This is a genomic window from Arcticibacter pallidicorallinus, assembly GCF_003002875.1.
GTDB lineage: Bacteria > Bacteroidota > Bacteroidia > Sphingobacteriales > Sphingobacteriaceae > Arcticibacter > Arcticibacter pallidicorallinus.
Map to the genome: position 1 here is coordinate 447,381 of NZ_PVTH01000003.1, position 26,194 is coordinate 473,574.

The 26,194-nt window shown below is 44.7% G+C and carries 23 protein-coding genes; 9 read left to right on the plus strand and 14 right to left on the minus strand.

Annotation, left to right across the window (positions count from 1 at the left end; translation table 11 throughout):
- Positions 1 to 17: 17 nt before the first annotated feature.
- The 4 genes from lpxA to B0I27_RS06945 all read right to left on the minus strand — a co-directional run bounded on the left by lpxA (position 18) and on the right by B0I27_RS06945 (position 4,573).
- Positions 18 to 800 carry an acyl-ACP--UDP-N-acetylglucosamine O-acyltransferase gene (gene lpxA, locus B0I27_RS06930; RefSeq protein ID WP_106292488.1) on the minus strand — a complete coding sequence of 261 codons (783 nt, stop codon included), beginning with the start codon at positions 798 to 800 and terminating at the stop codon, positions 18 to 20.
- Positions 797 to 2,206, minus strand: coding sequence for a bifunctional UDP-3-O-[3-hydroxymyristoyl] N-acetylglucosamine deacetylase/3-hydroxyacyl-ACP dehydratase (locus B0I27_RS06935; RefSeq protein WP_106292587.1), 1,410 nt, complete (start codon positions 2,204 to 2,206; stop codon positions 797 to 799). Before B0I27_RS06935 ends, lpxA begins: the two co-directional genes overlap by 4 nt.
- A gap of 24 nt (positions 2,207 to 2,230) precedes the next feature.
- Positions 2,231 to 3,265, minus strand: a complete 1,035-nt coding sequence (gene lpxD / locus B0I27_RS06940) for a UDP-3-O-(3-hydroxymyristoyl)glucosamine N-acyltransferase (protein WP_106292489.1) — start codon at positions 3,263 to 3,265, stop codon at positions 2,231 to 2,233.
- Positions 3,266 to 3,337: 72 nt separating this feature from the next.
- Positions 3,338 to 4,573: an HD domain-containing protein gene (locus B0I27_RS06945; RefSeq protein WP_106292588.1), complete on the minus strand. Its 1,236-nt coding sequence runs from the start codon at positions 4,571 to 4,573 to the stop codon at positions 3,338 to 3,340.
- 107 nt (positions 4,574 to 4,680) lie between these two features.
- On the opposite strand from B0I27_RS06945, the gene porX reads away from it, so the two are divergent.
- From porX to B0I27_RS06970, 5 genes are read left to right on the plus strand one after another with little or no spacing between them, the layout of a single operon-like run.
- Positions 4,681 to 6,234, plus strand: coding sequence for a T9SS response regulator signal transducer PorX (gene porX / locus B0I27_RS06950; RefSeq protein ID WP_106292490.1), 1,554 nt, complete (start codon positions 4,681 to 4,683; stop codon positions 6,232 to 6,234).
- A 3-nt stretch (positions 6,235 to 6,237) separates the two neighbouring features.
- A complete protein-coding gene (tsaE, locus tag B0I27_RS06955) occupies positions 6,238 to 6,654 on the plus strand; it encodes a tRNA (adenosine(37)-N6)-threonylcarbamoyltransferase complex ATPase subunit type 1 TsaE (protein WP_106292491.1) in 417 nt (138 codons plus the stop codon).
- Positions 6,655 to 6,664: 10 nt separating this feature from the next.
- A complete protein-coding gene (locus B0I27_RS06960; protein WP_106292492.1) occupies positions 6,665 to 7,876 on the plus strand; it encodes an alanine dehydrogenase in 1,212 nt (403 codons plus the stop codon).
- Between the two features lie 57 nt (positions 7,877 to 7,933).
- Positions 7,934 to 8,911 (plus strand): YihY/virulence factor BrkB family protein, encoded by a 978-nt coding sequence (locus tag B0I27_RS06965; RefSeq protein ID WP_106292493.1) that lies wholly within the window; start codon positions 7,934 to 7,936, stop codon positions 8,909 to 8,911.
- 50 nt (positions 8,912 to 8,961) lie between these two features.
- Complete coding sequence (locus B0I27_RS06970; RefSeq protein ID WP_106292494.1) at positions 8,962 to 10,746, plus strand: DUF885 domain-containing protein; 1,785 nt, start codon at positions 8,962 to 8,964, stop codon at positions 10,744 to 10,746.
- 16 nt (positions 10,747 to 10,762) lie between these two features.
- Here B0I27_RS06970 and B0I27_RS06975 read toward each other — a convergent pair whose 3' ends face one another.
- Complete coding sequence (locus tag B0I27_RS06975; RefSeq protein ID WP_106292495.1) at positions 10,763 to 11,488, minus strand: DUF4197 domain-containing protein; 726 nt, start codon at positions 11,486 to 11,488, stop codon at positions 10,763 to 10,765.
- Positions 11,489 to 11,491: 3 nt separating this feature from the next.
- Positions 11,492 to 13,327: a YfbK domain-containing protein gene (locus B0I27_RS06980; RefSeq protein WP_106292496.1), complete on the minus strand. Its 1,836-nt coding sequence runs from the start codon at positions 13,325 to 13,327 to the stop codon at positions 11,492 to 11,494.
- Positions 13,328 to 13,412: 85 nt separating this feature from the next.
- On the opposite strand from B0I27_RS06980, the gene B0I27_RS06985 reads away from it, so the two are divergent.
- The 3 genes from B0I27_RS06985 to B0I27_RS06995 are packed head-to-tail and all read left to right on the plus strand — an operon-like array spanning position 13,413 to position 16,944.
- Entirely contained in the window at positions 13,413 to 13,994 is a 582-nt protein-coding gene (locus tag B0I27_RS06985; protein ID WP_106292497.1) for an RNA polymerase sigma factor, read from the plus strand.
- Entirely contained in the window at positions 13,978 to 15,078 is a 1,101-nt protein-coding gene (locus tag B0I27_RS06990; protein ID WP_106292498.1) for a hypothetical protein, read from the plus strand. Before B0I27_RS06985 ends, B0I27_RS06990 begins: the two co-directional genes overlap by 17 nt.
- A gap of 12 nt (positions 15,079 to 15,090) precedes the next feature.
- On the plus strand, positions 15,091 to 16,944 hold the full coding sequence (locus B0I27_RS06995; RefSeq protein ID WP_106292499.1) for a M1 family metallopeptidase: 1,854 nt from the start codon (positions 15,091 to 15,093) through the stop codon (positions 16,942 to 16,944).
- Here B0I27_RS06995 and B0I27_RS07000 read toward each other — a convergent pair.
- The 8 genes from B0I27_RS07000 to B0I27_RS07035 all read right to left on the minus strand — a co-directional run bounded on the left by B0I27_RS07000 (position 16,941) and on the right by B0I27_RS07035 (position 24,698).
- Positions 16,941 to 17,951, minus strand: a complete 1,011-nt coding sequence (locus B0I27_RS07000; protein ID WP_106292500.1) for an inorganic phosphate transporter — start codon at positions 17,949 to 17,951, stop codon at positions 16,941 to 16,943. The genes B0I27_RS06995 and B0I27_RS07000 overlap by 4 nt on opposite strands.
- 17 nt (positions 17,952 to 17,968) lie before the next feature.
- Positions 17,969 to 18,616, minus strand: a complete 648-nt coding sequence (locus B0I27_RS07005; RefSeq protein ID WP_106292501.1) for a DUF47 domain-containing protein — start codon at positions 18,614 to 18,616, stop codon at positions 17,969 to 17,971.
- An 80-nt stretch (positions 18,617 to 18,696) separates the two neighbouring features.
- Positions 18,697 to 19,722, minus strand: coding sequence for a sensor histidine kinase (locus B0I27_RS07010; protein WP_106292502.1), 1,026 nt, complete (start codon positions 19,720 to 19,722; stop codon positions 18,697 to 18,699).
- 12 nt (positions 19,723 to 19,734) lie between these two features.
- The gene (locus B0I27_RS07015) at positions 19,735 to 20,385 is read right to left on the minus strand and encodes an HD domain-containing protein (protein ID WP_106292503.1); all 651 of its coding nucleotides are present in this window, start codon (positions 20,383 to 20,385) and stop codon (positions 19,735 to 19,737) included.
- A 1-nt stretch (position 20,386) separates the two neighbouring features.
- Complete coding sequence (locus B0I27_RS07020) at positions 20,387 to 21,472, minus strand: polysaccharide deacetylase family protein (protein WP_106292504.1); 1,086 nt, start codon at positions 21,470 to 21,472, stop codon at positions 20,387 to 20,389.
- A 52-nt stretch (positions 21,473 to 21,524) separates the two neighbouring features.
- Entirely contained in the window at positions 21,525 to 22,217 is a 693-nt protein-coding gene (locus B0I27_RS07025; RefSeq protein ID WP_106292505.1) for a response regulator transcription factor, read from the minus strand.
- A gap of 59 nt (positions 22,218 to 22,276) precedes the next feature.
- On the minus strand, positions 22,277 to 24,148 hold the full coding sequence (locus B0I27_RS07030) for a sensor histidine kinase (protein WP_245925451.1): 1,872 nt from the start codon (positions 24,146 to 24,148) through the stop codon (positions 22,277 to 22,279).
- Positions 24,149 to 24,332: 184 nt separating this feature from the next.
- Complete coding sequence (locus B0I27_RS07035; protein ID WP_106292506.1) at positions 24,333 to 24,698, minus strand: DUF3127 domain-containing protein; 366 nt, start codon at positions 24,696 to 24,698, stop codon at positions 24,333 to 24,335.
- A gap of 67 nt (positions 24,699 to 24,765) precedes the next feature.
- Here B0I27_RS07035 and B0I27_RS07040 point away from each other — a divergent pair, with 67 nt between their 5' ends.
- On the plus strand, positions 24,766 to 25,944 hold the full coding sequence (locus tag B0I27_RS07040; protein WP_106292507.1) for a THUMP domain-containing class I SAM-dependent RNA methyltransferase: 1,179 nt from the start codon (positions 24,766 to 24,768) through the stop codon (positions 25,942 to 25,944).
- Positions 25,945 to 26,194 lie beyond the last annotated feature (250 nt).

Genomic DNA, 26,194 nt, shown 5'->3' on the forward strand with positions numbered 1-26,194 from the left:
GACCGGCTCTTTTATCATTACGCTCCCGTAAAACCTTTCATTATTCCGCGATTAGAATTCCGAATGAAATCCAATATCTCATCTCTTATCTCGGTGGGTTGATGCTCTGCCTCAATTATATCAAGCGCAGAGGCGATATTATACTTCTTTACGAAAAGTGTTCTGTAAATATCCTGAATCTCGTTTATCTGTTCAGAAGAATAGCCCCTTCTGCGCAGTCCAACAGAGTTGATACCTACATACGAAAGAGGCTCTCTGGCGGCCTTTACGTAGGGGGGGACGTCTTTTCTTACCAACGAGCCGCCCGTAATGAAGGCATGTGAACCAACCTTACAGAACTGGTGTATAGCAACCAGACCGGCGAGCACAACATGATCACCTATCGTAATGTGGCCGGCAAGTGTGGTACTGTTTGAAAAGATGCAGTTGTCGCCTACTACGCAATCATGCGCAATATGACAGTAAGCCTGAATGAGACAATTTTTTCCAATCACCGTCTTCCACTTGTCCTTTGTGCCCTTGTTAATCGTAACACATTCGCGGATGGTGGTATTATCCCCGATTTCAACGGTAGTATCTTCCCCGTTATATTTGAGATCCTGAGGAATCGCAGAAATGACTGCTCCGGGAAAGATGCGGCAGTTTTTGCCTATTCTTGCGCCATCCATAATGGTTACATTCGGACCTATCCAGGTACCTTCTCCAATGACCACATTCTTATGAATCGTGACAAATGGTTCTATAACAACATTATCTGCAATTATTGCTTGTGGATGTATATATGCTAACGGTTGAATCATTCTTCTTCGTTTTTAACTTTTACAATCTGTGCCATAAGTTCGGCCTCTACTACAACTTTCTCACCCACTAATCCCACACCTCTCATTTGCGCTATACCTCGTCTTATAGGACTCATCAGATCGCATCTGAAAACAATTACATCCCCCGGCGTAACCGGTGCTTTAAATCGGGCATTTTCTATTTTAAGGAACAGTGTCAGCCAGTTCTGAGGGTCCGGAACAGTGCTCAGAACAAGTATTCCTCCCGTCTGTGCCATTGCCTCAATTTGCAAGACGCCTGGGAACAAGGGACTTCCCGGGAAATGACCTCTGAAGATATCCTCGTTCATGGTCACGTTCTTCACCCCCACAACATACGTCTTAGTCAACTCCATGATCCTGTCAATCATCAGCATAGGCTGCCTGTGCGGCAGAATTTTCATAATCTCAACCGTATCATATAGCGGTGTTGCTCCCGGGTCGTATGGTTTGTATTGTGCTTTTTTACGCTCTTTCTTTATCTGCGCCTTAATTTTCTTTCCAAAAGCGATGTTAGCGGCGTGTCCCGGTCTCGCTGCCATAATATGACCTCTTAACGGAACACCAACCAGCGCAAGATCACCTATCATATCCAGAAGCTTGTGTCTCGCAGGTTCGTTTTGGTGTCTTAGCTCAATGTTATTCAAAATGCCTTCTCTGGCCACGTCGATATCTTCGCGGTTGAACAACTTCGCTAGATGCTTCAGTTCGTCTTTACTTACTTCCTTATCAACTACTACGATCGCATTGTTCAAATCGCCACCCTTGATGAGGTTATGATCAAGAAGAGCTTCCAGCTCGTGCAAGAAGCAGAAAGTCCTGCTGGAACTGATCTCCTTCTTAAATTCTGATATGCTGGTGATAGCTGCGTGCTGACTTCCAAGAATAGGGGAGTTGTAGTCGATCATACAGGTCAACCTGTAATCATCATCGACGGGCATCGCCACCATTTCAACCTTTCGGTCGGCTTCTGTATAATGTATGTTATAGGGTATATGGTAATATTCCCGCTCGGCACTCTGTTCAACAAATCCAGCCTCTTCGAGTGAATCGATGAAAAGGATAGAACTTCCATCCATGATCGGTGTCTCAGGTCCGTCCAGATCAATTAAGACATTATCCACTTCAAGGCCTACGAGTGCTGCCAGAACATGCTCTACAGTGCTTACGCTAGCTCCGTTCTGAGAAATCGTTGTTCCTCTGGAAGTATCAGTAACGTTATCTACATCGGCATCAATGATAGGTTTCCCCTCGATGTCAATCCTTCTGAATTTATAACCATGGTTTTCAGGCGCAGGATTAAAAGTCATATTTACCGGTTGTCCCGTATGCAATCCCGTTCCGGAAACAGTAACTGCGGTCTTAATTGTTCTTTGTTTAACGTTCATGGCCTGATGCATGTGTATCAGTGTTTATTTAGTAAATTCTTTAAGTTTTCTCTCCAACTCGTCGATTTTCCTCTGCATTTCCGGAAGGCGGTTAAATATCACCTGCGCTCGCATTTGGTCGTTAAACGAAGATGCCGGTGAGCCAGCCCACTTTTTGTCTTCTTCTACGATAGCCCGGTTTATTCCCGATTGAGCCTGGATCTGAGAGCCTTTGGCAATGTTAATATGTCCCACAATTCCGACTTGCCCACCTATGACCGACTGTGGTCCAATTTTTGTACTTCCCGAAACTCCTGCTTGTGACGCAATCACCGTGTTCGACCCTATTTCTACATTATGTGCAATCTGGATAAGGTTATCCAGCTTAACGCCTTTTTTGATGATGGTAGAACCCATTGTGGCCCTGTCTATAGAAGTATTCGATCCAATTTCCACATCATCTTCTATTATAACATTTCCTATCTGGCTGATTTTCCCGTAGCTCCCATCTTCAAGAGGGGCAAACCCGAAGCCATCACTTCCGATAACAGACCCCGCATGTATGATAACATTCGATCCTATCTGACAATCATGATAGATCTTAACTCCCGAAAATAGCGTGCATCCAGACCCGACAGATGAATTGTCGCCCAAATATACCTGAGGATATATCTTTGAATGATCACCCAGAACAACGTCTGCGCCGATATAAGCGAAAGCTCCTATATACACATCTTTTCCAATTTTGGCACTTGGATGGATATAGCATGGCTCCTCAATTCCTTTTTTGTTAAGCTTGATAGAATTATATTGCTGAAGTAATAACGAAAATGCAGTATACGCGTTCTCTACCCTGATCAGTGTAGGCTTTATCGGGCCGGAAGCGACAAAATCTTTATTGACGATGACAATTGATGCATTCGTCTGGTAAATGAAGTGTTCGTATTTCGGGTTTGCCAGAAAAGACAAGGACCCACTCTGAGCATCTTCTATCTTAGCGAGCTGATTTACTGTGTCTTCTGGATTTCCATCCACACTTCCATCAAGTAATATTCCAATCTGTTGGGCAGTAAATTGCATCGGGCAAAGTTATATCTTATTAATTTATGATCAAATTTGAAAATTATCCCATCAAAAAAGAATTATAGCACCTTATTTAAGATTATTTAACTCTTTTGTATAGCAGAGGATATGCTTTTTCACAGTCTTCGAAAGGCCCTCAAGTATGGCATTATCTGATGCCAGGGTTATATCCCGCGTTGTGCCATTCTTCATCAGAATATTGATGCTTTCGTCGTCTACCTTATAAGCATGGTTGGTAATGGTATCTGTGAACACGAAGTACCCAACGTCTTTACTTTCGATGTTCAGCACGTCGACAGCCCTTTCTCCGAGACTTTCAACCCGTTTCGGGTCGAAGGGCTCCGGACTTACTTCTATTTTATAAAGTGACCTCGTCAACAGGTACCTGCAAAGACGGGAAAGTATCTGATCATCTCCCGTGGCCCATACCTTTACTGATGTGAAAATGTCATGGTCATCCAGACAGGTGAAGTTGCGAATATGTATCGGGTCTGTGATAAACTCATCCTTGCTGATGGTGTTAACCAGAAAGTGGTTGAAGCTAGGAGTAGCAAATAAATGCACTCCCTTGTTCGAAAGTTCCTTTGCCCTTCTCAATATTTTAACAAGAAGATGTTCTGCAGCGACAGCGGTTTTGTGTAAATAGACCTGCCAGTACATAATTCGCCGTGCTACTAGAAATTTTTCGATGGAATAGATTCCTTTTTCTTCCACTACAAGGTGGCCGTTAAACACATTGAGCATTTTGATGATCCTGTCAAATCCTATAATTCCTTCAGATACACCCGTAAAAAAGCTATCCCTGTTCAAGTAATCCATCCGGTCAGTATCTAACTGTCCGGAAACAAGCTGATGAAGAAAGGGCTTATTATATGACCCTTTGAAAATTTGTATCGCCAGGTCCAACTTGTTCCCGAATTTCTCATTCAAGCTATTCATCAGTAAGATCGAAATATCTTCATGAGAGATACCGCTTACAATGGTGTTCTCTAATGCATGGGAGTATGGACCATGTCCTATATCATGTAGAAGTATGGCAATGACCACGGCCTCTTCTTCCTCCTCTGTAATTTCATGTCCCTTTCCCTTTAACGTTTCAATAGCCATGCTCATAAGGTGCATAGCCCCCAGCGCATGGTGGAAGCGCGTATGAACAGCACCAGGATAAACCAAATGGGTCATTCCAAGTTGCTTGATATTTCTCAGGCGCTGAAAATAGGGGTGATCAATCAGATCGTAGACTAACTCAGACGGGATCGTTATAAAACCGTATACCGGATCGTTTATTATTTTTTTCTTATTCAATATAAATGTTCCCTCTGCAAAAATTGTTAATTTTCCTGAATACAAAAAACCAGTTTTATTGTTATATTCTTTTTGAATAAATATAAAAAATACTTTACACAGATAATATGCAGGAAACCACGATACTATGGGCTGATGACGAGATTGATTTGTTAAAACCCCATATCATGTTCCTTAACGATAAAGGCTACACAGTTAAGACCGCTACCAACGGAAATGATGCCCTCGATGCTTTTAGAAATGGATATTTTGATATTGTTTTTTTAGATGAGAATATGCCCGGACTTACCGGTCTTGAAACCCTGGCAGAAATCAAAAACATCAATCCCGACGTTCCGGTAGTGCTGATTACGAAAAATGAAGAAGAGCATTTGATGGAAGATGCTATCGGTTCCAAGATCGACGATTATCTAATCAAACCTGTCAATCCGAAACAGATTCAGCTTACTATTAAGCGGCTTATTGACAATAAACGCCTCGTCAGTGAGAAGACTTCAATGGCTTATCAGCAGGATTTCAGAAACCTCGGTATGACATTGAACGATAACCTGAGTTACTCCGAATGGGCAGACGTATATAAGAAGCTGGTTTTTTGGGAGCTCTCACTGGAAAAGCTTGAGGATGCAGGTATGCATGAGATTCTCACCCTTCAAAAAGCTGAAGCAAACGCACAATTCTGCAAGTTCATAGAGAAAAATTACCTTGGCTGGCTGAAAGATCCGGATAATGGTCCGGTTACCTCCAGTCAGCTCCTTAAGAAAAAGCTTTTTCCCCAGCTGGATTCTACCAAGCCAACTTTCTTTATACTGATTGATAACCTGCGGTATGATCAATGGAAGATGATCAATTCAATTATCACGGAGCATTTCAGGCTGGATGAAGAAGAAACCTATTTCAGTATCCTTCCAACTGCCACCCAGTATGCCCGTAATGCAATCTTTTCCGGACTTATGCCCATTGAAATGGAAAAGCGTTTTCCATCCATGTGGCAGAATGATGAAGATGAGGGGGGAAAGAACCTCTTTGAAGACCAGTTCCTGAAAGACCAGCTGCAGCGGGTGCTGAGACGTGATGTTAAGCACTCCTATACCAAAGTGCTGACCTTCGAGCAAGGCAAAGACCTGGTAGAAAACTTCAATAATTTAATGGGTAATGAATTGAATGCTATTGTATTTAATTTCGTTGATATGCTATCTCATGCTCGTACCGATATGGCTATGATCAGGGAGCTTGCAAACGACGAAGCTGCCTACCGTTCGCTTACGCTCTCCTGGTTCGAACATTCACCGCTACTGGAGTTGTTAAAGAAGATTTCGCAGAAAAATGTGAAGCTGGTCATTACCACCGACCATGGTACCATCCGCGTGAAACACCCAAGCAAAGTAATTGGCGATCGGAATACCAACACCAATCTCCGGTACAAGCAGGGTAAAAACCTGAACTTCAATGCCAAAGAAGTGTTCCATATCAAGAACCCCCACGATGCCCAGCTACCAAAGCTTCATGTAAGTTCCAGTTTCATCTTTACCAAAGAAGACAGTTACTTTGTATATCCGAATAACTATAATCACTTTGTTAATTATTATAATGAGACGTTTCAGCATGGAGGTATATCTTTGGAGGAAATGATTGTTCCATATATTACTTACAGCCCTAAATAGGTTATGAAGCAGCTAATTTCTGCTATTGATGAGCTCCCCCGGGTAGCGGAGCAACTTCTTTCTTTCGCAAATGAAGAACGGGTATTTATATTCTATGGCGAGATGGGTGCAGGCAAAACCACTTTCATCAAGGCCTTATGTAAGCGTCTTGGCGTCACAGATACCGTTTCCAGCCCTACATTTTCTATTGTTAACGAATATGAATCACCTGCCGGTAGTATTTATCATTTTGACTTTTACCGGCTTAAGAATCAAAGCGAAGCGTTTGATCTCGGCTATGAAGATTATCTGTATTCCGGCCAGTATTGCCTGATCGAGTGGCCAGAAAAGATTCCCGATCTTATACCTCCCCGGGTTGTAAAAGTAGAGCTAGAGGTGACTGATGATGATAAAAGAACTTTGACTGCAGAAATAATTTAAGAACCATATGATGACTGAACTGTCTGACATTGCGAAGCAGGCTATGATGCAACCGCAGGAAGCAATGATGGAGACCAGGAGCCGGAAAAATTCCCTTTTTATCGGAATACCGAAAGAGTCTTCATTCCAGGAGAACCGGATCGCTCTTACGCCTCTTTCCGTGGCTGTCCTGGTAAATAACGGCCATAAAGTGGTGATTGAATCCGGAGCCGGAAAGGGCGCTAACTTTTCTGATAATGATTACAGCGAGCAGGGTGCTATCATAGAATACAATAAGAAGGATTTATTCAAAGCGGATATTATCATTAAAATCGGACCTCCTACCTCAGAAGAGATAGAAATGATGAAGCCTTGCCAGGTTCTTTTTTCTACCCTTCAAATGGCCTCGCTTAAAGCAGAAAGCCTGGAAGCGATGATGAAGAAAAAGATCACAGCGCTGTCTTATGAGTATCTGCGCGATGAGGGAGGCTCTCTCTCGGTCATCCGCTCTATGAGCGAAATTGTAGGCGCTACCTCGGTGCTGATCGCTGCAGAGTACCTTAGTAACGTGTTTGATGGGAAGGGTCTGATGCTTGGAGGTATCACCGGCGTACCGCCAACAGAGATGGTAATTCTGGGTGGAGGCTCCGTTGCCGAATACGCTGCACGTACTGCCATAGCCCTGGGTGCCGAAGTCAAAGTCTTCGATACGTCCATCTACCGCCTGCGCCGTCTTCAAAATAATATAGGAAACCGCGTTTTTACATCTGTCCTTCACCCTATAGTGCTGAACAAGGCCATTACTACCTGTGATGTGGTCATTGGAGCCATTCGTGCGAGTCACGGCAGAAGTCCCTGCATTGTTTCCGAAGAAACGGTAAGTAAAATGAAGCCCAATTCTGTGATCATCGACGTGAGCATTGATCAGGGGGGCTGCTTTGAGACATCGCGCATTACCAATCATACTCATCCTGTTTTCCGCAAGTATGATGTGATACATTATTGTGTTCCAAATATCGCCTCCCGGGTGGCACGTACGGCAACCTATGCGCTCACCAATATATTTACTCCTATTTTGGTTGATATTGGTGAAATGGGAGGAATTAAAAACGTCATTTGGGAGAAGCCGGGTATAAGAAACGCCATCTATCTATATCAGGGGCATCTTACTAATCAGGATCTGGCCAATCGGTTTAACATTCAGCCGAAAGATCTCGACCTGCTGATCATCTCCCACCGGTAGCCCGGTTGCCTCAAAACAATTCATTGCGTTTCACCTTTTAAATGGAAAGTAAGGATTATGCATTTGAATAAACAATATTTTAAGGATCTGTGGAAGGTGTTTTTGGGGTCTGCTAGTGCCTTTTCTCAAGATAAGGCAATGAAATACAGCGCCTCCCTCGCATATAGTACCATTTTTGCCCTATCTCCTCTCCTGGTTCTGATCATATCACTTGCCAGTATTTTTTACGGCAAGGACGCCATTCAGGGAAAGCTGTTTTCTGAGATAAATCAGCTTGTAGGTAGTGATGCCGCTAATCAGATTCAGATCCTGATTGAGAAAAGTGCTTTGTCAGGAGGGTCCACTCTTTCCCTGATCATCAGTATTATAGTCTTAATGGTGGGCGCAACTGCGATTTTTACAGAAATACAAGACACACTCAACATTATCTGGCGGGTCCGCCCTAAACCCAAGAAGGGCTTTCAAAAGCTCTTAATAAACCGTGTTCTATCGTTTTCGATGATAATAAGCCTAGGCTTTTTGCTAGTCGTCTCTTTGGTGGTTAATGGCATTGTGGCGGCATTGAGTCAACGGCTAAGTACTATTTTTCCGGAGATCACTGTTCTTCTGGTTCAGGCTTTCAATATTTTTCTTACTTTTTCTATCATCACAACCTTATTTGCTATAATCTTTAAATTTCTTCCCGATGTGAAGATCTCGTGGAAGGACGTTCGGGTCGGTGCCATAGCTACGGCCCTGCTGTTTATGCTCGGGAGGGTACTTATAGGGTTTTATCTTCAAATGGCTGGTACCGGCTCAACATTCGGGGCTGCCGGTTCTCTTGTGGTTATTCTGACGTGGGTCTATTATACGGCTGCCATTCTATATTTTGGCGCGGAATTTACGCAGGTTTATGCGGAGAAGTTTGGTGGCAGCATCCAGCCAGCCGAATATGCAGTGCATGTCATTCAAACGGAGGAGGAAGTGGCGGTCAAGGAACTGCCTAAGAAGAATATGTGCGAGGATGACTCCGAAATTCCAGATAAAAGTTCCTAAAGTATAATTACGGTTGAAAAAGGCGGATATAAATACGTATTATTATTTTTATGAAAACTAACTTTCTGGTCGTCGTACTGCTTACCATTCTTTGCTCCTCATGTGTAAACAAACCTGAAGGAACAGAATCGTCATCTCTCAATGACGCTTCCCGGTTGTTTGATAACTACTGGGAACAGCGGTCCAGATTCTTCCCTCTGGAAGCAATGCAGCAGGGTGATAACCGATTTAATAACCGGCTGCCAAATGACCAGACCGCCGCTTTCAGGGATTCGCTCAAGAGCTTTTATTCTTCAACCCTCGATTCTCTCAGTAAGTTCAATCGCGATTCCTTAAATGCAAATGATCGGTTAAGCTATGATGTTCTTGCCTATGAATTGCACACTCAGCTGGAAGGACTACAGCACAACATTTGGATGCTTCCATTCCAGCAATTTACGGGGATGCCTCTGACGATTGCTCAACTAGGCTCAGGAGATAGTTACCAGCCATTTAATACCGTCGAAGACTATCGGAACTGGTTGTCCAGAATCAAGGCATTTACTGTATGGACGGATTCGGCAATCGACAATTTCAGAGCAGGCATGAGTAAAGGAGTGGTGCTTCCGGCCAGTCTGGTTAAAAAAACAATCCCTCAATTGCAATCTATGCTGGTTGATGAGCCCTCCAGGAGCCTCTTTTACGGTCCGGTAACGAAGTTCCCTTCATCTTTTACCGACGAACAAAAGGCTGAACTTAAACAGCAATATATCGAGGCGATAAACAATGACATTATTCCCTCCTATAAGAAATTAGCGGTCTTTCTTGAAAAGGAATACTTGCCAAGGTCAAGAACAACATCTGGTATCTCCGCTCTGCCTGGAGGCAAGGAGATGTATAACTACCTCCTGAAGTATTACACCACTACCGAAATTACTCCTGAAGAGATCTACCAGACCGGATTGAAGGAGGTAGAACGTATACGTACAGAGATGGAGCGGGTGAAAGATGAAGTAGGCTTTAGCGGTGACCTGCCCGCTTTCTTCGAGTTTATGAAGACCTCTCCAAGATTCACCCCATTTAAATCAGGCAAAGACGTTATTAATGCCTTCCGCGGTATTTACGAGAAAGTTAAGCCAAATGTTAATCAATTGTTCGGCACCAAGCCTGCGGCACCATTTGAGATACGTCAGACTGAAGCATTCAGAGAAGCTTCGGCAAGTGCAGAGTATGTACCAGGCTCAGCAGATGGCAGTCGCGCAGGTGTTTTCTACGTGCCTGTTCCCGACCCGTCATCTTTCAATATTACTTCAGGGATGGAATCTTTATTCCTTCATGAAGCCATCCCGGGCCATCACTACCAGATATCTTTGCAGCAGGAAAATCTCAGTTTACCCGCCTTTCGCCGTTTTGCCTGGTATGGAGCGTTTGGCGAAGGCTGGGCTTTATATACAGAGTCTCTAGGCAAGGAACTGGGCCTGTATACCGATCCCTATCAACACATGGGAGCATTGGGCGATGAAATGCATCGTGCGATCCGCCTTGTGGTAGATGTTGGGATCCATCTCAAGGGGATGTCGAGGGAGGAGGCAATCTCGTACATGATGAAGAACGAGGCGATAGGAAAGGACGCGGCTACTGCCGAAATTGAAAGATATATGGCTATACCTGGTCAGGCAGTTTCATACAAGGTAGGGCAGATGAAGATTCGCGAGTTGCGCCAGATGTGTGAGCAGGAGCTAAAAGGGGATTTTAGAATATCTGAATTTCATGACGAGCTTCTCCGGGACGGAGTGCTCCCTCTTTCACTTCTGGAAAGCAAAATGAACAGATGGGTTGCCGGCTTTAATAAGTAGCAACCCATCTGTCCGGTTATCTTTGCCGATCAGCGTAACCGAATACTTTCTGCAGCAAAATGCTGTTTCTTGACGATACGTTCTGTCTGATCTTAAGTTCCTCTTTGGCTATTTCCATAAAGAGCCCCTCAATCGCCTTCTGCGTAACATAACTGCTGAGGTCGGGATTGATGTCTGTTACCAGTGGTATCTGATTATACCGTGAAACTACTTCAGTCCAATTCCGCGTAGCGCCTACCTTAGCCAGGCTGCTCTGAATTATCGGCCTAAACTTAGCACTCAACTGATCATTGGTAACTCGTTGAAAATACTGCGTAGCAGCATCGCTCTGCTTGCCCAGAAGAATAGAGCTCGCATCGCTGATGGTCATCTGTTTGATGGCTGAGATGAATATAGGCTTAGCTTCTATCACAGCGTCTTCCGCAGCCCGGTTTACGCTGGTAATTACATTGTCGCACAGCTGATTGAGGCCGAGAGACCGGAGTGCCTTCTCTGCCTTTTGTGCCTCTGGCGGAAACAACAGCTTAACAGCGGCGTTACCCAGAAAGCCATTTTCGGCATTCAGTCGCTCAGCACTCAGGTTGGTTCCTAGCTGAAGCGCTTCTTTCAGACCCGAAGCTATCTCTGCTGATGTGGGATTTCCTAAAGATTGACTCAGCACCTGAGCCGTCTGGTTCAACGTTTCACAGCTGCTCAATACGACAGCTGAACTTAAAAGGAGTACAAATAAGGGTCTTTTCATGGATCAATTTTTCGTTACTGTAAGCAAATCCTCTGCCAACAGAGAAGATGCCCGCACCAAACGTACGAATTCCGATTTGAAACCCTCCTCATCTTTGCTCATTGCCTGGCTCGCCAGTTCCGCTACCATAGCAAAAGTAAATCCCGGCACAAACTCCGATCTCTTAAGCAACATGCCATAACCCGCAACCGCCGCCGCGAACCTGAAATTATCACTGCTTGTACGAAGCGGTTGACTAGTATTAGCAACAGTTTTTTTAATCAGTCGGCTTACATCACTATTGGGCGCCTTATATCTTAAACTTATGCTTGCCAGTTCGTCAGCGAACGTTGATCCTGAAGGTTTGTCTGTCTGATATTTAAGTTCGTCAACTGATCCGATAAAGCGGCTCTTAACGCCATGTGGGATTATTTCATAAAGTGCAGTAACCGAGTGTCCCGACCCAAGATCTCCGGCGTCTTTTAGGTCATTATTGAAATCTTCAGCGTTCAGTGAACGGTTTTCATACCCGATTAGCCGGTAAGCCTGCACCTTGGACGGATTAAATTCCAGTTGTAACTTCACGTCTTTCGCCAGAGTGTACAGCGTTCCTCCGAATTCTGTTACAAGAACTTTTCTACCTTCGCTAATATTGTCAATATAAGCGTAGTTTCCATTGCCTTTATCGGCTAGAAGCTCCATTTTGCTATCCTTGTAATTGCCCATACCGAAACCCAATACGGATAAGAAGATGCCGCTTTTCCTCTTTTCCTCAATCAATTTTTGCATATCCATATCGCTGGATTGCCCTGTGTTAAAATCACCGTCTGTGGCCATAATCACTCTGTTATTCCCGTTTTTGATGAAGCGGGAAGCTGCAAGATCGTAGGCCAGCTTGATCCCTGCACCGCCAGCAGTTGATCCCCCGGCCTGTAATGCGTTGATCGCATCAAGGATCACCTGTTTGTTTTTTCCGGATGTCGGCTCGAGAGCTATGTTTGCCGCGCCTGCATAGCTAACGATTGCCACCCTATCTGATGGTCTAAGCTGATTAACCAGCATCTTCAGGGAGGACTTGACCAACGGAAGCTTGTTATATGCGTTCATGGACCCCGACACATCGATAAGCAGAACGAGGTTTGAGGACGGTATCTTAGCGGCCTCGATCTCTTTTGCCTGAAGTCCAATCCTTAACAACCGGTGTTCGGTATTCCAGGGTGCAATGCTCAACTCGGTATGGATAGAAAAAGGCTGACCGTTTGTAGGTGCCGGATAATCGTAGTCAAAGTAATTGATCATCTCCTCCACACGCACAGCGTCTGCAGGTGGCAATTGTCCCTGATTAATAAAGCGCCTCACATTACTGTAAGAGGCAGCGTCTACATCCATTCCGAAGGTAGAGAGGGGATTTAATTGCGGGCGAACAAACTTGTTCTCTGCAAAAGACGCGTATGATTCAGTTGGTGATGAAGGCTGTCTTATAATCATTGTCCTGTGAGGCTGAATCCTAGCAGCACTTTCAAGCAGATTGGCTACATTCTTAGTCTCAAGTCCTTTAAATCCCTGGTTAAGCTTTATATCCAATCGCTGCTGACCCTCGTACCGCACCCGCTGCGTCCGGTATCCGCCAAGTTTAAACTCAATCGTGGCTCCCGATGCTGGCCGGCGGATAGAAAAGTGCCCATTTTTGTTTGTCACGGCAAGCTGACTTTCACTCTTCACCGATATCATTACGCCCTCTATTGGTTTCAAATGACTTGCATTCACCACTGTTCCTTTGAGCATTTCAGGTTCCTTGCTGCCAGATCCTATAAGGCTTATCAAAACCAGGATAGGGATAAGGATGTTTATCTTTTTCATGCTAAATGTTTAAGTCAGGATGAAAAGCCTGGCCTCTTTCCATATATCGATAAAAAATTTTTATACTTGATTAAAGAATTTACGATTGAAGTTCATTAAAAATAAATCCGGTCATTTGAACGTTTCAGAGGCAGAACTGCTTCTCGAGTACAGGCGTACGGGTGACCTGGAGGTGCTGGGGAAACTTTACAGTGGGTACATGCCGCTTGTGTATGGCTTATGCCTCAAGTATTTCAAAGACGAAGAACTCAGTAAGGATGCAGTCATGCAGATCTTCGAACAGCTTATTCCTAAGCTCAGACAGCATGAGGTAAGCAATTTCAAAAGCTGGTTATATACACTCGCCCGTAATTACTGTCTCATGGCACTTAGAGCCAGCTCCAGGCATGTATTCGTATCATTGGAAAACGGAGATATGGAAAGACCTGAAGTTGTGCATCTTAATATAGACAGTACGAACGAAAGTCAGCTAAGCGCAATGGAAAAGTGTATGGAAACACTTCCCACTGAGCAGCGTCGGGCAATAGACCTGTTCTATCTTCAGCAGAAGTGCTATAAGGAAGTAGCGGATATAACGGGTTTTGACATGAACAAAGTCAAAAGTTATATTCAGAACGGCAAGCGGAACTTAAAAATTTGTATGGAGAGGAATGACAGAAGCGAATAAACAAAAATACAATCTTATACAGCAGTATCTGGAGGGGAGCCTGGATCCCGGAAGGATGCATGAACTTGAAAAAGAAGCACTGGAAGACCCGTTTCTGGCCGAAGCACTGGAGGGCTATTCAGCCTTCGAAGGGTCAGCACAGCCTCACCTGAGCCTGCTGCAGCGTCAGCTCGAGGCTCGTATTGCCGAGAATGCCGAGAAAAAGAACATCTTCTACTTTACATGGCAACGGATCAGCGTAGCTGCAGCCGCAAGCCTTCTTTTTATATCAGCCAGTATTCTTTTCTGGATGAAGGGAACAAATACCGATTCCCGTCTGGCCGGTAATGCTAAGAATGTTGAAGTAACACTTACCCCGGGCGACGAACTAGGCAAGGAGAATCAAAGGGATGAAAAGTACACCCAGAATAAAGCGGTAACGGAGGAGGTCGAAGCTCTTACCACTCTTCAGCGGCCCGGAAGTGAAACGAAAGTCCAGCCAAAGGTTGTTAATCAGCCAGGTCCTCCCGCAAAGCGCAAGGTAACCGAAAGTTATGCCGCCAGACCCATGCCCGCTCCTATAGTCTCAGATGCGGCACCAAAAGAGGCAGCGGATGTTATAGCCGGGCAAGTCGTTGTCAATGAAATCGCAACCGCAAGTGCGAGAATAGCCTCTGTTGATTTTGACAGAAACGCAACAGCTGCCTCTTCCCATGGACAGGTTGTATCCATGCGTGGTACCAAAGCATCTTATTCCGGTGACAGTGGTACTGTCCTCAATAAAGCTGCGTCACGAGCAATCTCTCCGGTTTCTTCTCAACCTTCAGTTATTGAGCATGCTGCCCAACCTGTTGATGGTTGGGAAAACTACCAAATGTATATCAGCCAGAATAAGCGCTTGCCGGCACCGGGAGGAGATGCCAGTGCCGTGGTAGTCATATTTACAGTAGACAAGTTGGGCAGGCCGGATACCTGCCGTATCGAAAAAGGAATCAACGAAAGGTATAATGCCGAAGCCATCCGTCTTCTAAAGGAAGGACCTTTATGGAAAGCCAATAGGAACGGTCGCCAGGTCGAAGGCTATATTCAGGTAGATTTCAAATAATAACGCCATTTTATGAAGTACTATTTCCTATTGCTTTGTTGCGCACTTATGTCGTGCAGCCAGAATAAACAGTTGTCAGAAGCCCATCAAAAGAGTGCTGATTCCCATTCATTTTCCAGGCCCTCGGAAGCCCTGGTGAAACACCTTGATCTTAATCTACAGGTCGATTTCGATAACAAAGTGCTGACAGGTAAAGCATCGTGGACGATCGATAATTTATCCGATGCAGACAGCATTGTTTTCGATACCAGGGGACTGGAGATCAAGAGAGTGAGCTTGTCAGACACCACAAAAGAAGCGGAATATGCTATAGGGCCTGAAGATAACCTCCTGGGCAAGGCCCTAAAGATAAAAATCAACAAAGACACAGACAGAGTCACGATATGGTATTCCACATCCCCTGATGCTGCGGCGGTACAGTGGCTCAACCCACAGCAGACAGCAGGAAAACAGCATCCTTTTCTTTTCACCCAGTCTCAGGCGATTCTGGCCCGTACCTGGTTGCCTTGTCAGGATTCCCCTGGAATCAGGTTTACATACAATGCCACTGTTTCTGTCCCAAAGGAGTTGCTGCCCATCATGAGTGCAGAAAATCCTGTTGAAAAGAACGAGTTGGGGATTTATCAATTCGCACAACCGAAGGCGATCCCTTCTTACTTGATGGCCCTTGCCGTTGGTGACCTGGAGTTTAAGGCTATTGATAACAGAACCGGCGTCTACGCTGAGCCCGTTTCCCTTAAAGCTGCTGCCTGGGAGTTCGATGATATGGGCAAAATGGTCAATTCAGCCGAAAAATTGTACGGTCCTTATCAATGGGGTCGCTACGATGTGGTCGTGCTGCCGCCAAGCTTTCCATTTGGCGGAATGGAAAACCCCATGCTGACTTTCGTTACGCCAACGGTGATTGCCGGAGACCGCTCTCTGGTGAGTTTAATAGCACACGAACTAGCGCACAGCTGGAGTGGTAATCTGGTAACGAATGCTACATGGAACGACTTCTGGTTAAACGAAGGATTTACAGTATATTTTGAGAGAAGGATCGTGGAGGATGTGTATGGCAAGGAGGAAGCGAAAATGCAGGAGGTACTTGGTCACGAGGCTTTGAAAGAGACAATGACTCATCTGGGGCACTCACACGAAGACACCCGTTTGCATCTTGAGCTGGCAGGCCGCGATCCTGATGAAGGAATGACCGATATCGCCTATGAAAAAGGCTATTTCTTTTTGAGAGCTTTAGAAGAAGCTGTTGGAAGAGAGAAGATGGATGCCTTCCTGAAAGAATATTTCACGAAGCACAGTTTTCAATCCCTTACAACAGAACAATTTGTCGGCTACCTGGATCAGTCTCTACTAAAAGGCGACGAAGCATTGGCTGCAAAAGTCAACGTAGAGGAATGGCTTTACAAGCCTGGTACACCTGTCGGAATGCCTGTTGCAGTTTCGAAGCAGTTCAGCTTTATTGATTCTGTTGTTATCGCCTGGAAGAAGGAAGTAAAGCCGAAGGGACTCAAAAAGTCTCTTACCTCTGCAAACGAACAGCTATATCTTATCAAACGCTTGCCCCAGAACCTGAGCGCAGGAGATATGACGAAGATAGATCAGGAGTTTGGCTTTACGAGTTCGGGCAATGCAGAGTTAAACGCAGCATGGTTCTTACATGCCATCAGAAAACAGTATCATGTCGCAGATCCTGCGATTGAACGATTTCTGACTAAAGTAGGGCGGCGAAAGTTCATCATCCCCCTATATACAGAAATGGCAAAAACGGCGGAAGGAAAGCGCTGGGCAAAAAAGGTCTATAAACAAGCGAGACCGAACTATCATTCGGTCTCGTATAATACTATAGATGATCTCCTCAGTGACTAGAGGAATAAATTAAATATCAGATATATTCCACTCGCAAGAAGTGCAGATACAGGAATGGTGAGTACCCAGGCCCAAACCAGGTTAATGGTGACTCCCCATCGCACGGCAGACATGCGTTTGGTAACACCAACACCTATGATGGATCCGGTTATGGTGTGCGTAGTAGATACAGGGATAGCAAAATGCTCAGTAATACCCAGGGTTATCGCGCCTGCTGTTTCTGCGGCCACGCCTTCCAATGGAGTCACTTTAGTGATCTTGGTACCCATGGTCTTAACGATTCTCCAGCCACCGCTCATCGTTCCAAGAGATATGGCACCGTAACATACTAAGGGAATCCACTCCGGCATCGGGTCGCTGCTGTTTACCACGCCGTTAGCAACCAAAGCGACGAAGATAATACCCATAACCTTTTGAGCATCGTTACCACCGTGAGTGAAACTTAAAGCAGCGGAAGACAGAAGCTGTAATGCCTTGAACCATTTTTCAGCAGTTGATGGCTTAGACCATCGACTCAGGTTGACGATGATAAGTGTGATTACGATGGATATCAGCATACCTATTATGGGTGCCAGCACGATGAACGATACAATCTTTACCACGTAACCGAGGTTCAGCGCATCAGCAGCAGTGGCTCCATTTAGCATCGCATAAGTCACACCTGCGCCTGCAAATCCACCGATCAGCGTGTGCGAAGAACTTGAAGGTATCCCGTAGTACCATGTGAGCAGGTTCCACGAAATAGCGGCGATCAGTCCTGCGAGAATTACGTGTATGGTGATATAGTTTTCAACTACAGTCTTGGCTACCGTATTGGCAACCTTATGGTCGTCAAAATAAAAGTATGCCGCGAAGTTGAAGAGTGCCGCCCAGAGGACAGCATGGAAGGGAGATAATACTTTTGTTGACACCACCGTAGCGATAGAGTTCGCCGCGTCATGAAAACCGTTGATATAATCAAAAGCAATTGCCATGATGATGACAATTACCAATAGTGTAGTAACCATTTTGTATTGTTTAGTAGTTAAGCATTCTTAACCAGGATCGTTTCCAGAACATTGGCAACGTCTTCACACTTATCAGTTGCTGTTTCCATAGCCGCAAACAACTCTTTGTACTTGATAATCGTCTTCGCGTCGTCTTCAAATTCGAACAGATCAGCTACCGCACGGTCAAACACATAATCGGCCTGGTTTTCCATGCTGTTGATGCGTACACATGAGTCGGTGATCAATCTGATGTTCTTCAGGTTCTTTAGCTCTTCAACAGCCTTGTTTACATCTATACAGCCTTGTAAAATTAGCTCAGCAAGCTTTTTGATAGGGGGCGTTATGTCGGTAATCTTGTAAAGATCCATTCTCGCTGCTGATCCGTGAATATAGTCAGCGATATCATCCAGAGCCGAAGCAAGGGAGTGCATATCTTCACGGTCAAAAGGAGTAATGAAATTTTTACCCATCTCTAAAAATATCAGGTGGGTAATGTCATCTCCTACATGTTCAAGGTCTTCAATCTTTTTGGTAAGTTCCTTCCGTCTTTCCAGATCGGTTGTGTTAACGAGCTCATTTAGAGCCTCTCCTAAGGAAATTAGATTCCGACTTGCTTTCTCAAATAGAGGAAAGAACTTTCTGTCTTTAGGAACAAAGTACTGAATAATGCTATTTAATGACATATGCCTGTTTTCAAAATATGTGCAAAATTACTTATCGTATGTTAACCTAATGTTAAGTTTTTGTTAGTGAGCCATATTTTTTACTTCGCCTTCGAGATGGTAAAAGCGAATGTAGAACCAAGTCCTTCTGTACTTCTTACGGTGATTGTTTGCTGATGTGCCTCCAGAATATGCTTCACTATAGCCAGGCCAAGGCCAGATCCTCCAATCTGCCTGGAACGGCTCTTATCTGTTCTGAAAAATCGTTCGAATACCCGGGGGAGATGTTTCTCTTCAATCCCGATTCCGTCATCAGTAACTTCCACAAGTATCTGGTCATGTAGTTCAAATATCTTCAAGCTCGTAGTGCCGCCCGCTTTTCCATACTTAATGGAATTGCTCACGAGGTTGATCAGCACCTGATGTATTTTATCCCGATCAGCATAAACCCAGGTCGGAAAATTATATTTTTCCTTAAATATCAGATGGATGTTGTGTTTGTTGGCCTTAAACTCCATTTGTTCAAGCACCTCCTTGATCAATGCGGATAGGTCAAACTTTTTATAGTTGATCTGGATCTCTCCGCTCTCGAGCTTCGAAATCGCGTCTATGTCTTTAATAAGCAGACTTAGGCGATCGATGTTCTTAGATGCCTTACTCAAAAAGCTTCTGTTCATCTCGTTATCCTCCAAACCTTCGTCCTGCAGGGCCTCAATATAGCCTTGAACGGCAAATAGTGGCGTTTTGAGCTCATGAGAAATGTTTCCCAGAAACTCCTTTCGGAATTGCTCCTGCTTTTTGAGCTCGTCGATTTCTATCTTCTTTACACGAGCCCATTCCTTCACCTCTGTCTCCACGTCATTAATCGGATCATCAGTGACATATTCGCCAAGGGCATCCTTGAGCTCCTGTCCCAGCTTCAGGTTGTGGATCAATTTATAAATGAGCTTGATTTTACTGTAAACAAAACGCTCAATCAGGTAATAAAATACGACATAACAGATAACCAGCGCAATCACGAAGGTTACCGCGGTATGATACCAGCTATTCTGAAAGTAATAATTTACAATGGCCAGTGCCAGAGCCACTACCAGTGCATTGATTAAAACTAAACCCCTGAGCTTCATAATACAATAATACTATTTTTCTCCCTGCCACTCAGCAAAGAATTGATCAAGATATCGCTCCATAAACTCATGACGCTCTGCAGCAATGCGGCGTGCAGCAGGCGTGTTCATCTTATTTTTAAGCAGCAAAAGCTTCTCATAGAAATGGTTGATCGTTGGAGCTGTGCTGTTCTTGTATTCTTCCTTGCTTTGCGAAGGCTTTGGCACTATGGCAGGATCGTAAAGGGTTCTGTTCTTATAGCCACCATAAGTGAAGGCACGAGCAATGCCGATGGCTCCGATAGCATCCAGCCGGTCTGCATCCTGAACAATCTCCATCTCCTTTGATGAATATTCGATCTCCCCTAAACCGGATTTATAAGACATATTGCGTATAATCTGTTCCACGTGGAATATCACACTGGACTCAACACCAATAGATTGGAGGTAGTTTCTCGCGGTTCTTGGCCCAATCTCCTCATCTCCATTGTGGAATTTGGCGTCCGCTATGTCATGCAGTATTGCTGCAAGTTCGACAATCAGATGGTCTGCGTCTTCCGAACGCAACAGTAGCCTGGCGTTTTTCCAAACGCGTTCGGTATGCCACCAGTCGTGCCCGCTTTCTGCATTTTGGAGCGCCTCCTTTACATAGGCAGCGGTTTTACCAATAAGATCGGAATCCATGTTATACCGAGGGGGTTTTTATCCAGTTAAACCTGTATTTTTTGCTGAGCGCCGGATTAACCTCGTCTTTTAACGCTTCGGGAGCACTTATCGTTTTAGGGTCGCCATCACTTACGAAACGTGTATTATGCTTGATCTGGCTTTTCATGAAGTTCTCCGGATTCTCGGTATGCTCTCCTGCTTGCACCCTCTGAATACCCAGTCTGCTGAACTTCTTGGAGTAGGGCGATACGGAAGTTGCTGATCCGACAAGCATCACGGATTCGTGTTTGTAACGCAGGCCTTCAAACTCTCCGGTTTCTTCAAGGGCACGGTTTTTTGCGTGCATACCCAAAGGCAGAGCTAAGCTCTTTACTTCATAGTCTGGAATAAACTCCCTGATCTCCTTGACAAACATGGCCAGGTGCTTCTGCGCTTCAGCATCACTAAGTTTCGAGAGTTGGGCATGATACCAGGTATGGTTCCCTATTTCGTAGCCATTCTTCTGCAACCATTCGAGTTTCTGTTTTTTATATTCAGGCTGCGCAAACAGACGTAGCGTGGGCTTTATCGCGGGCAATACGTAGAAAGTAGCCGTGATGGGGAAGTCTTTATGTTTTTTCTTGAACTCTTCCATTATTCCCAAAGCGCAATTGGGGTCTATACTCAGCTGGCCGTTCTTTTCGATGTAGCGAAACTGACCTGCGCTCGAGTCGTCAAATGTCATTGCGAACGGCGTTTTTCCGGCAGGTACCTCCAGCTCTCCGGATGCAATGGCATGTACGGATACGGGATAGAAATCATTGTCGTAAAGCATCTGGAGATCCTTTCTGAAATTTTCAGGTGTTCGTCTCCATCTGTCTTCGGGATAGCCTATCAGGTGGTATTCCAGAACCATCACTCTTCCCAGCTCATTAGGGCTGTAGTTTTCCTTGCTGAAATCCCTGACCGTAGTAGAGGTGGTATCAGTAGTTTGAATCCCGGTGGAAACCTCCTTCAGGGAGTCTTGTGGGTCGGTTTGACTGCTGCTTGATGTTGCTGAACAAGCGTTCGCCAGAGCGATGACTACTGCTGAACTGAATAAAAAAGAAGAAAATTGTAATTTCATGTAAGGATATCTGATCGATAAAGATAGGCCTATAAACGAAATTATCCTAAGCTCAATTTACAATCAGCTTGTAACCCTTACCATGTACATTCAGGATCTCTACCGAAGGATCGTCTTTCAGATATTTCCGGAGCTTGCTCAGGAATACGTCCATACTCCGGCCATTGAAATAATTGTCGTCATGCCAGATGCTCAGAAGAGCCTCTTCCCGGGTGAGGACCTGATTCTTCTTCAGACAAAGAAGGCGTAATAATTCTGCTTCTTTGGTCGACAGCTTCTGAACGGCCTCCTCGTGCTTTATTGACTGGAGCGTATAGTCGAAATGGTACTTGCCTATTTCAAATTTATCAGGGGTTTCTCCGCCTGCATGATGCTGATTCGCTACGCGTTTCAGCAGTGCGTTGATACGCAGGAGCAGTTCTTCGATCCGAAAAGGCTTGGTGATGTAATCGTCTCCACCCAATGTAAAGGCTTCAGACTTGTCTTCGATCATGGCCTTGGCGGTAGCAAATATTATCGGTATCAGGGGATCCTTTTTTCGGATATCCCTTCCCAGCGAAAATCCGTCTTTCTTGGGCATCATTACGTCCAGAATGCAAAGGTCAAAGTTGTCTTTCTGAAATAAAGCCAGTCCTTCTTCTCCATCACGTGCAAGCTGCACATCGTATTTACCTTTCAGCTGGAGGTAGTCCTGTAGTAACATGCCAAGGTTGGGATCGTCTTCTACCAATAAAATTTTCTTCATGCTCGTATATTCAGGTTCCTGCAGTCAAAGATGACCTTCAGCTCCGGGTTAATTACTGCTTATGTGTTTTGTGCAAGGGTCTGTAGAACAATCTCAAATTCTGAACCCTTATCTTTTTCACTTCTCACCTTTATCTCACCATTATGGCGGTTTACGATGTCATGAACATAGCTCAGCCCGAGTCCAAATCCCTTAACATCATGCAGGTTGCCGGTTGGTATTCTGTAAAATTGCTCAAATATTTTGGAAAGGTGATCCTTGCTCATTCCAATGCCATTATCCGATACTCGTAAAACAAGCTTTTTGCCTATGTTCAAAGTGGAAATAATAATCTCCGGGTCAGCTTTACTATATTTCAAGGCATTGTCTATAAGGTTGAATATTACATTACTCAGGTGATGTTCATCGCCCCTGATGATGTCGGTATTCGCGTTTAGTTCAAGCTTTATTTTTGCCCCCTTCTTCTGGAACTGCAGCTGCATGCTGTCGGCAATCGCAGTGATCAGATCATTGACCTCCACCTGTTTGAAATCCAGCTTCAGATCTCCTTTGTCGAGCTTGGCAATGTTCAGAACCCGCTCAATATGATTGCCCAACCGGATATTCTCGTCATAGATAATCCCGGCAAGACGGTTTACCCGCTGCTTATCTTCAGTAATCTCGGGATCTTTCAGCGCCTCACTCGCGATCATGATCGTAGCCACCGGTGTCTTAAACTCATGGGTCATGTTGTTAATGAAATCAGTCTTCATCTCCGAGACCTTCTTTTGACGAAATATCGTCATGATGGTATACGAAAAACAACCGATCAAAACCAGCAGCAGACTGGCAGATGAAGCCAGCACAGCATGCATATTCTGGAACATGAATTGATTTTTACCCGGAAAGGCAACAGTTAATAATCCGTTATCGGATATGATACCCTTCGGAAATAAGCTTGTCGTGTAGACCTCATCGCTGTTATTCTCAACCTGTATATCCGCTGCACTTGCAAATAGTAGCGAATCCGATTTTGCTGTCGAAATTTTATAGAGATAGCCAAGAGAGATACCCCGGTTCTGCAGTTCGTTTTTAAGCAATGTATCGACAGTACGTGGGTTAACCCGGTGAAGCAGCGGAATATTGAATTGCTCATAGTCGTTTGCCAGATCTTCAAAGATTGCGGCCTTCTGGTTGCGTTGCTTGGCTGCCTTAAAGAAGTGATTTACACTCTTGACTTCATTTTCTTTTTGCCGGTGAAGCTCCAGGTCTCTCAGTTCAGCCTCTCTGCGCTGTTTCGCCAGTAAAAGCTCGCGGTTCAGTTTGGGGTTTTTACGTGGAATGGAAACGACACGCAATCCTGCAAGTGGATCTTCAATCAGGTAAAAAACGGTGTCTTTTGCAGAAGCTCTTGCTTTTTTAATTTTCTGCACATCTCCGTTCTCCACATAAAGCTCATGAACTTCATTCTGAAACACTTGTCCGAAATCATCAACCGACTGGTGCATCTTGATCTTGAAATGTACCTTGCTCAGCTGATCTGGATCCCGGAAATAGGTTTCATAAAAGTCATTATCTATAGTCATGATCCGTGGAAACCTGCTTCTCAGAAGACTGTCTCTCACCCGGAAATCTCTTTCGATATTTGAAGTGAGGGTTTTTACCCGCTCCGCGAAGCGTTCCACCTGGCGCTTTGCCATCTGCTGGTCTCTTCTTTTCTCCTCCCGGCTTTTCTTTAGCTCCTCAGCCCTGGCCTTTTGCTTGACAAAATGCATCGCATCGTGCTTAGCCAGTTTATTGGTCACCTCGCTCAGGGCACTGTTTACGGAAAGGTCAAAGAGCTGCGACTTTTGTAAATAGGACTCGCGTATGAAATAATACTGCATAGCCATAACTCCCAGCAGCGCCGCAGTCATCAATCCTATTATAAGGCTAATACTTCTTTTCTTCATTCCTTACAAAAATACATAAGACCCTGTGCACTAAAGATGTTTTAACAATTTTTAACACGGGGATCTTCCTGTCGCACTCCTTACGGGAGGATTTGGCGGTGTCAGAATGACAAAAGGCCCCTTACTTACGTAAAGAGCCTTTTGATTCTTATTATATAAACTTAAATGCTTAATCCAGATCTTTCTAGAATGGCAGGTCGTCGTCCTGTGCTGATGAGTTGAAGTCAGCCGGCGGAGCATATTCCGGAGTGCTGGCCTCTGGAGCCGCGCCACTAAGTGCGTTAATTCTCCAAACAACCAATGTGTTGAAGTAAGCTGTTTTTCCGTTTCTGTCAGTCCATGGACGCCCGCGAAGATTGAAAAATACCTCCACCTGATCTCCAGGCTTAACATTGTCAAACAAATTTACCTTGTCTTGTAATGCTTCGAATTTGATGTATTCGGGGTATGAAGGATTCTCTGCATATTCTATCACTAGTTCTCTCTTCTTGAATGTTTCTGTAACATTCATTACAGGAGAAATCTCATGTACTTTTCCCTTGATATCCATACTGTCTGTTCTTTTAAAATCTTAATCAAAACTGGCAAATTTAATTGATTAACTTAGCACATATTTTATGCAAGTTTTCAACACTAACAGCAGGATCATCATTACCTGCAACAACAGACTTAGTCCTTATCTCATCGATGAGGTTGAGGCTCTGGGATTTGACATTAAGCGCAAATTCAATACAGGAGTGGAGCTCGAAGGTACGGTTAACGACTGTATCACTTTAAATCTTAATCTGCGCACAGCAAGTCAGGTTCTTTATTCGGTAAAAAGTTTCGACGCCCCCAGCCCGAAAGAATTATACGATGGACTGGTAGATATTCCATGGGAAGAAATGATCGACTTCGCCGGATATTTTTCCATCACTTCCAATGTAGATAATGAACACATCCGCACGCCGCTATTTGCCAATGTGAAGGTAAAGGATGCGATCGTCGACCGTATACGCTCAAAGAAAGATGTGAGACCCAACACTGGTCCGTCCATAGACAAGACCGTGGTGCACCTTTACTGGAAAGAGAATGTCGCCGAGATCTTTCTGGATACTTCCGGGGAAGTCCTTTCTAAGCATGGCTACCGAAAGTTGCCCGGGAAAGCTCCTATGTTGGAAGCACTGGCTGCTTCTACTATACTGGCAAGCAAGTGGGACAGAAAGACTCCTTTTGTGAATCCTATGTGCGGTTCAGGTACTCTTGCTATCGAAGCGGCCCTGATTGCAACAGACAGGAGGCCGGGTTTATTTCGTATGAACTACGGTTTTATGCATATCCTCGGTTACGACGAGCAGGTATTCTTTACAGAACGACGTAAGCTAAAAGACAGCATCCTCAAACAGCAGGACGTTAAAATTATTGCCAGCGATATTTCTGAAGAAGCAATAGAAATTGCACGTCAGAATGCCCGTACCGCGGGTGTAGATCAGCTGATCGACTTCCAGGTTTGCGACTTTGAAGAAACGGAGATGCCGGAAGGCGCGGGAGTAGTGATGTTTAATCCCGAATACGGCGAACGCCTGGGTGTACATACTCAGCTCGAAATAACTTACAAGCGCATCGGCGATTTCCTGAAACAGAAATGCAAGGGGTATTTCGGCTATGTCTTTACCGGAAATCCGGATCTGGCTAAAAAGATCGGACTCCGTGCGGCCAGAAGGATAGAATTTTACAATGGCAGACTTGATTGCCGTTTATTCGAATATGAACTGTACGACGGTTCGAAGCGGGAACCGCTGGAACCTAAGGCTTAAAGGTTGTATAAATTTAGAGAGGGAACTCTTTTCAAGTCCTAACAGGGGTGTATCATAATTATGATCGCCCCTTTTTTTGTCCGGGAAAAATATGTCATGGAATGATACCAATATCGGGGATCATGAAATTACTTCCCGGTCATACTAGCTAAGGCAAGGGTTATATGCAACCGATAAAAAGCCGCCATTAACCCGTGATAAGTCCGACTTGATGAGTTTAAAGTCGGACTTATCACGGGTTAATGGCGGT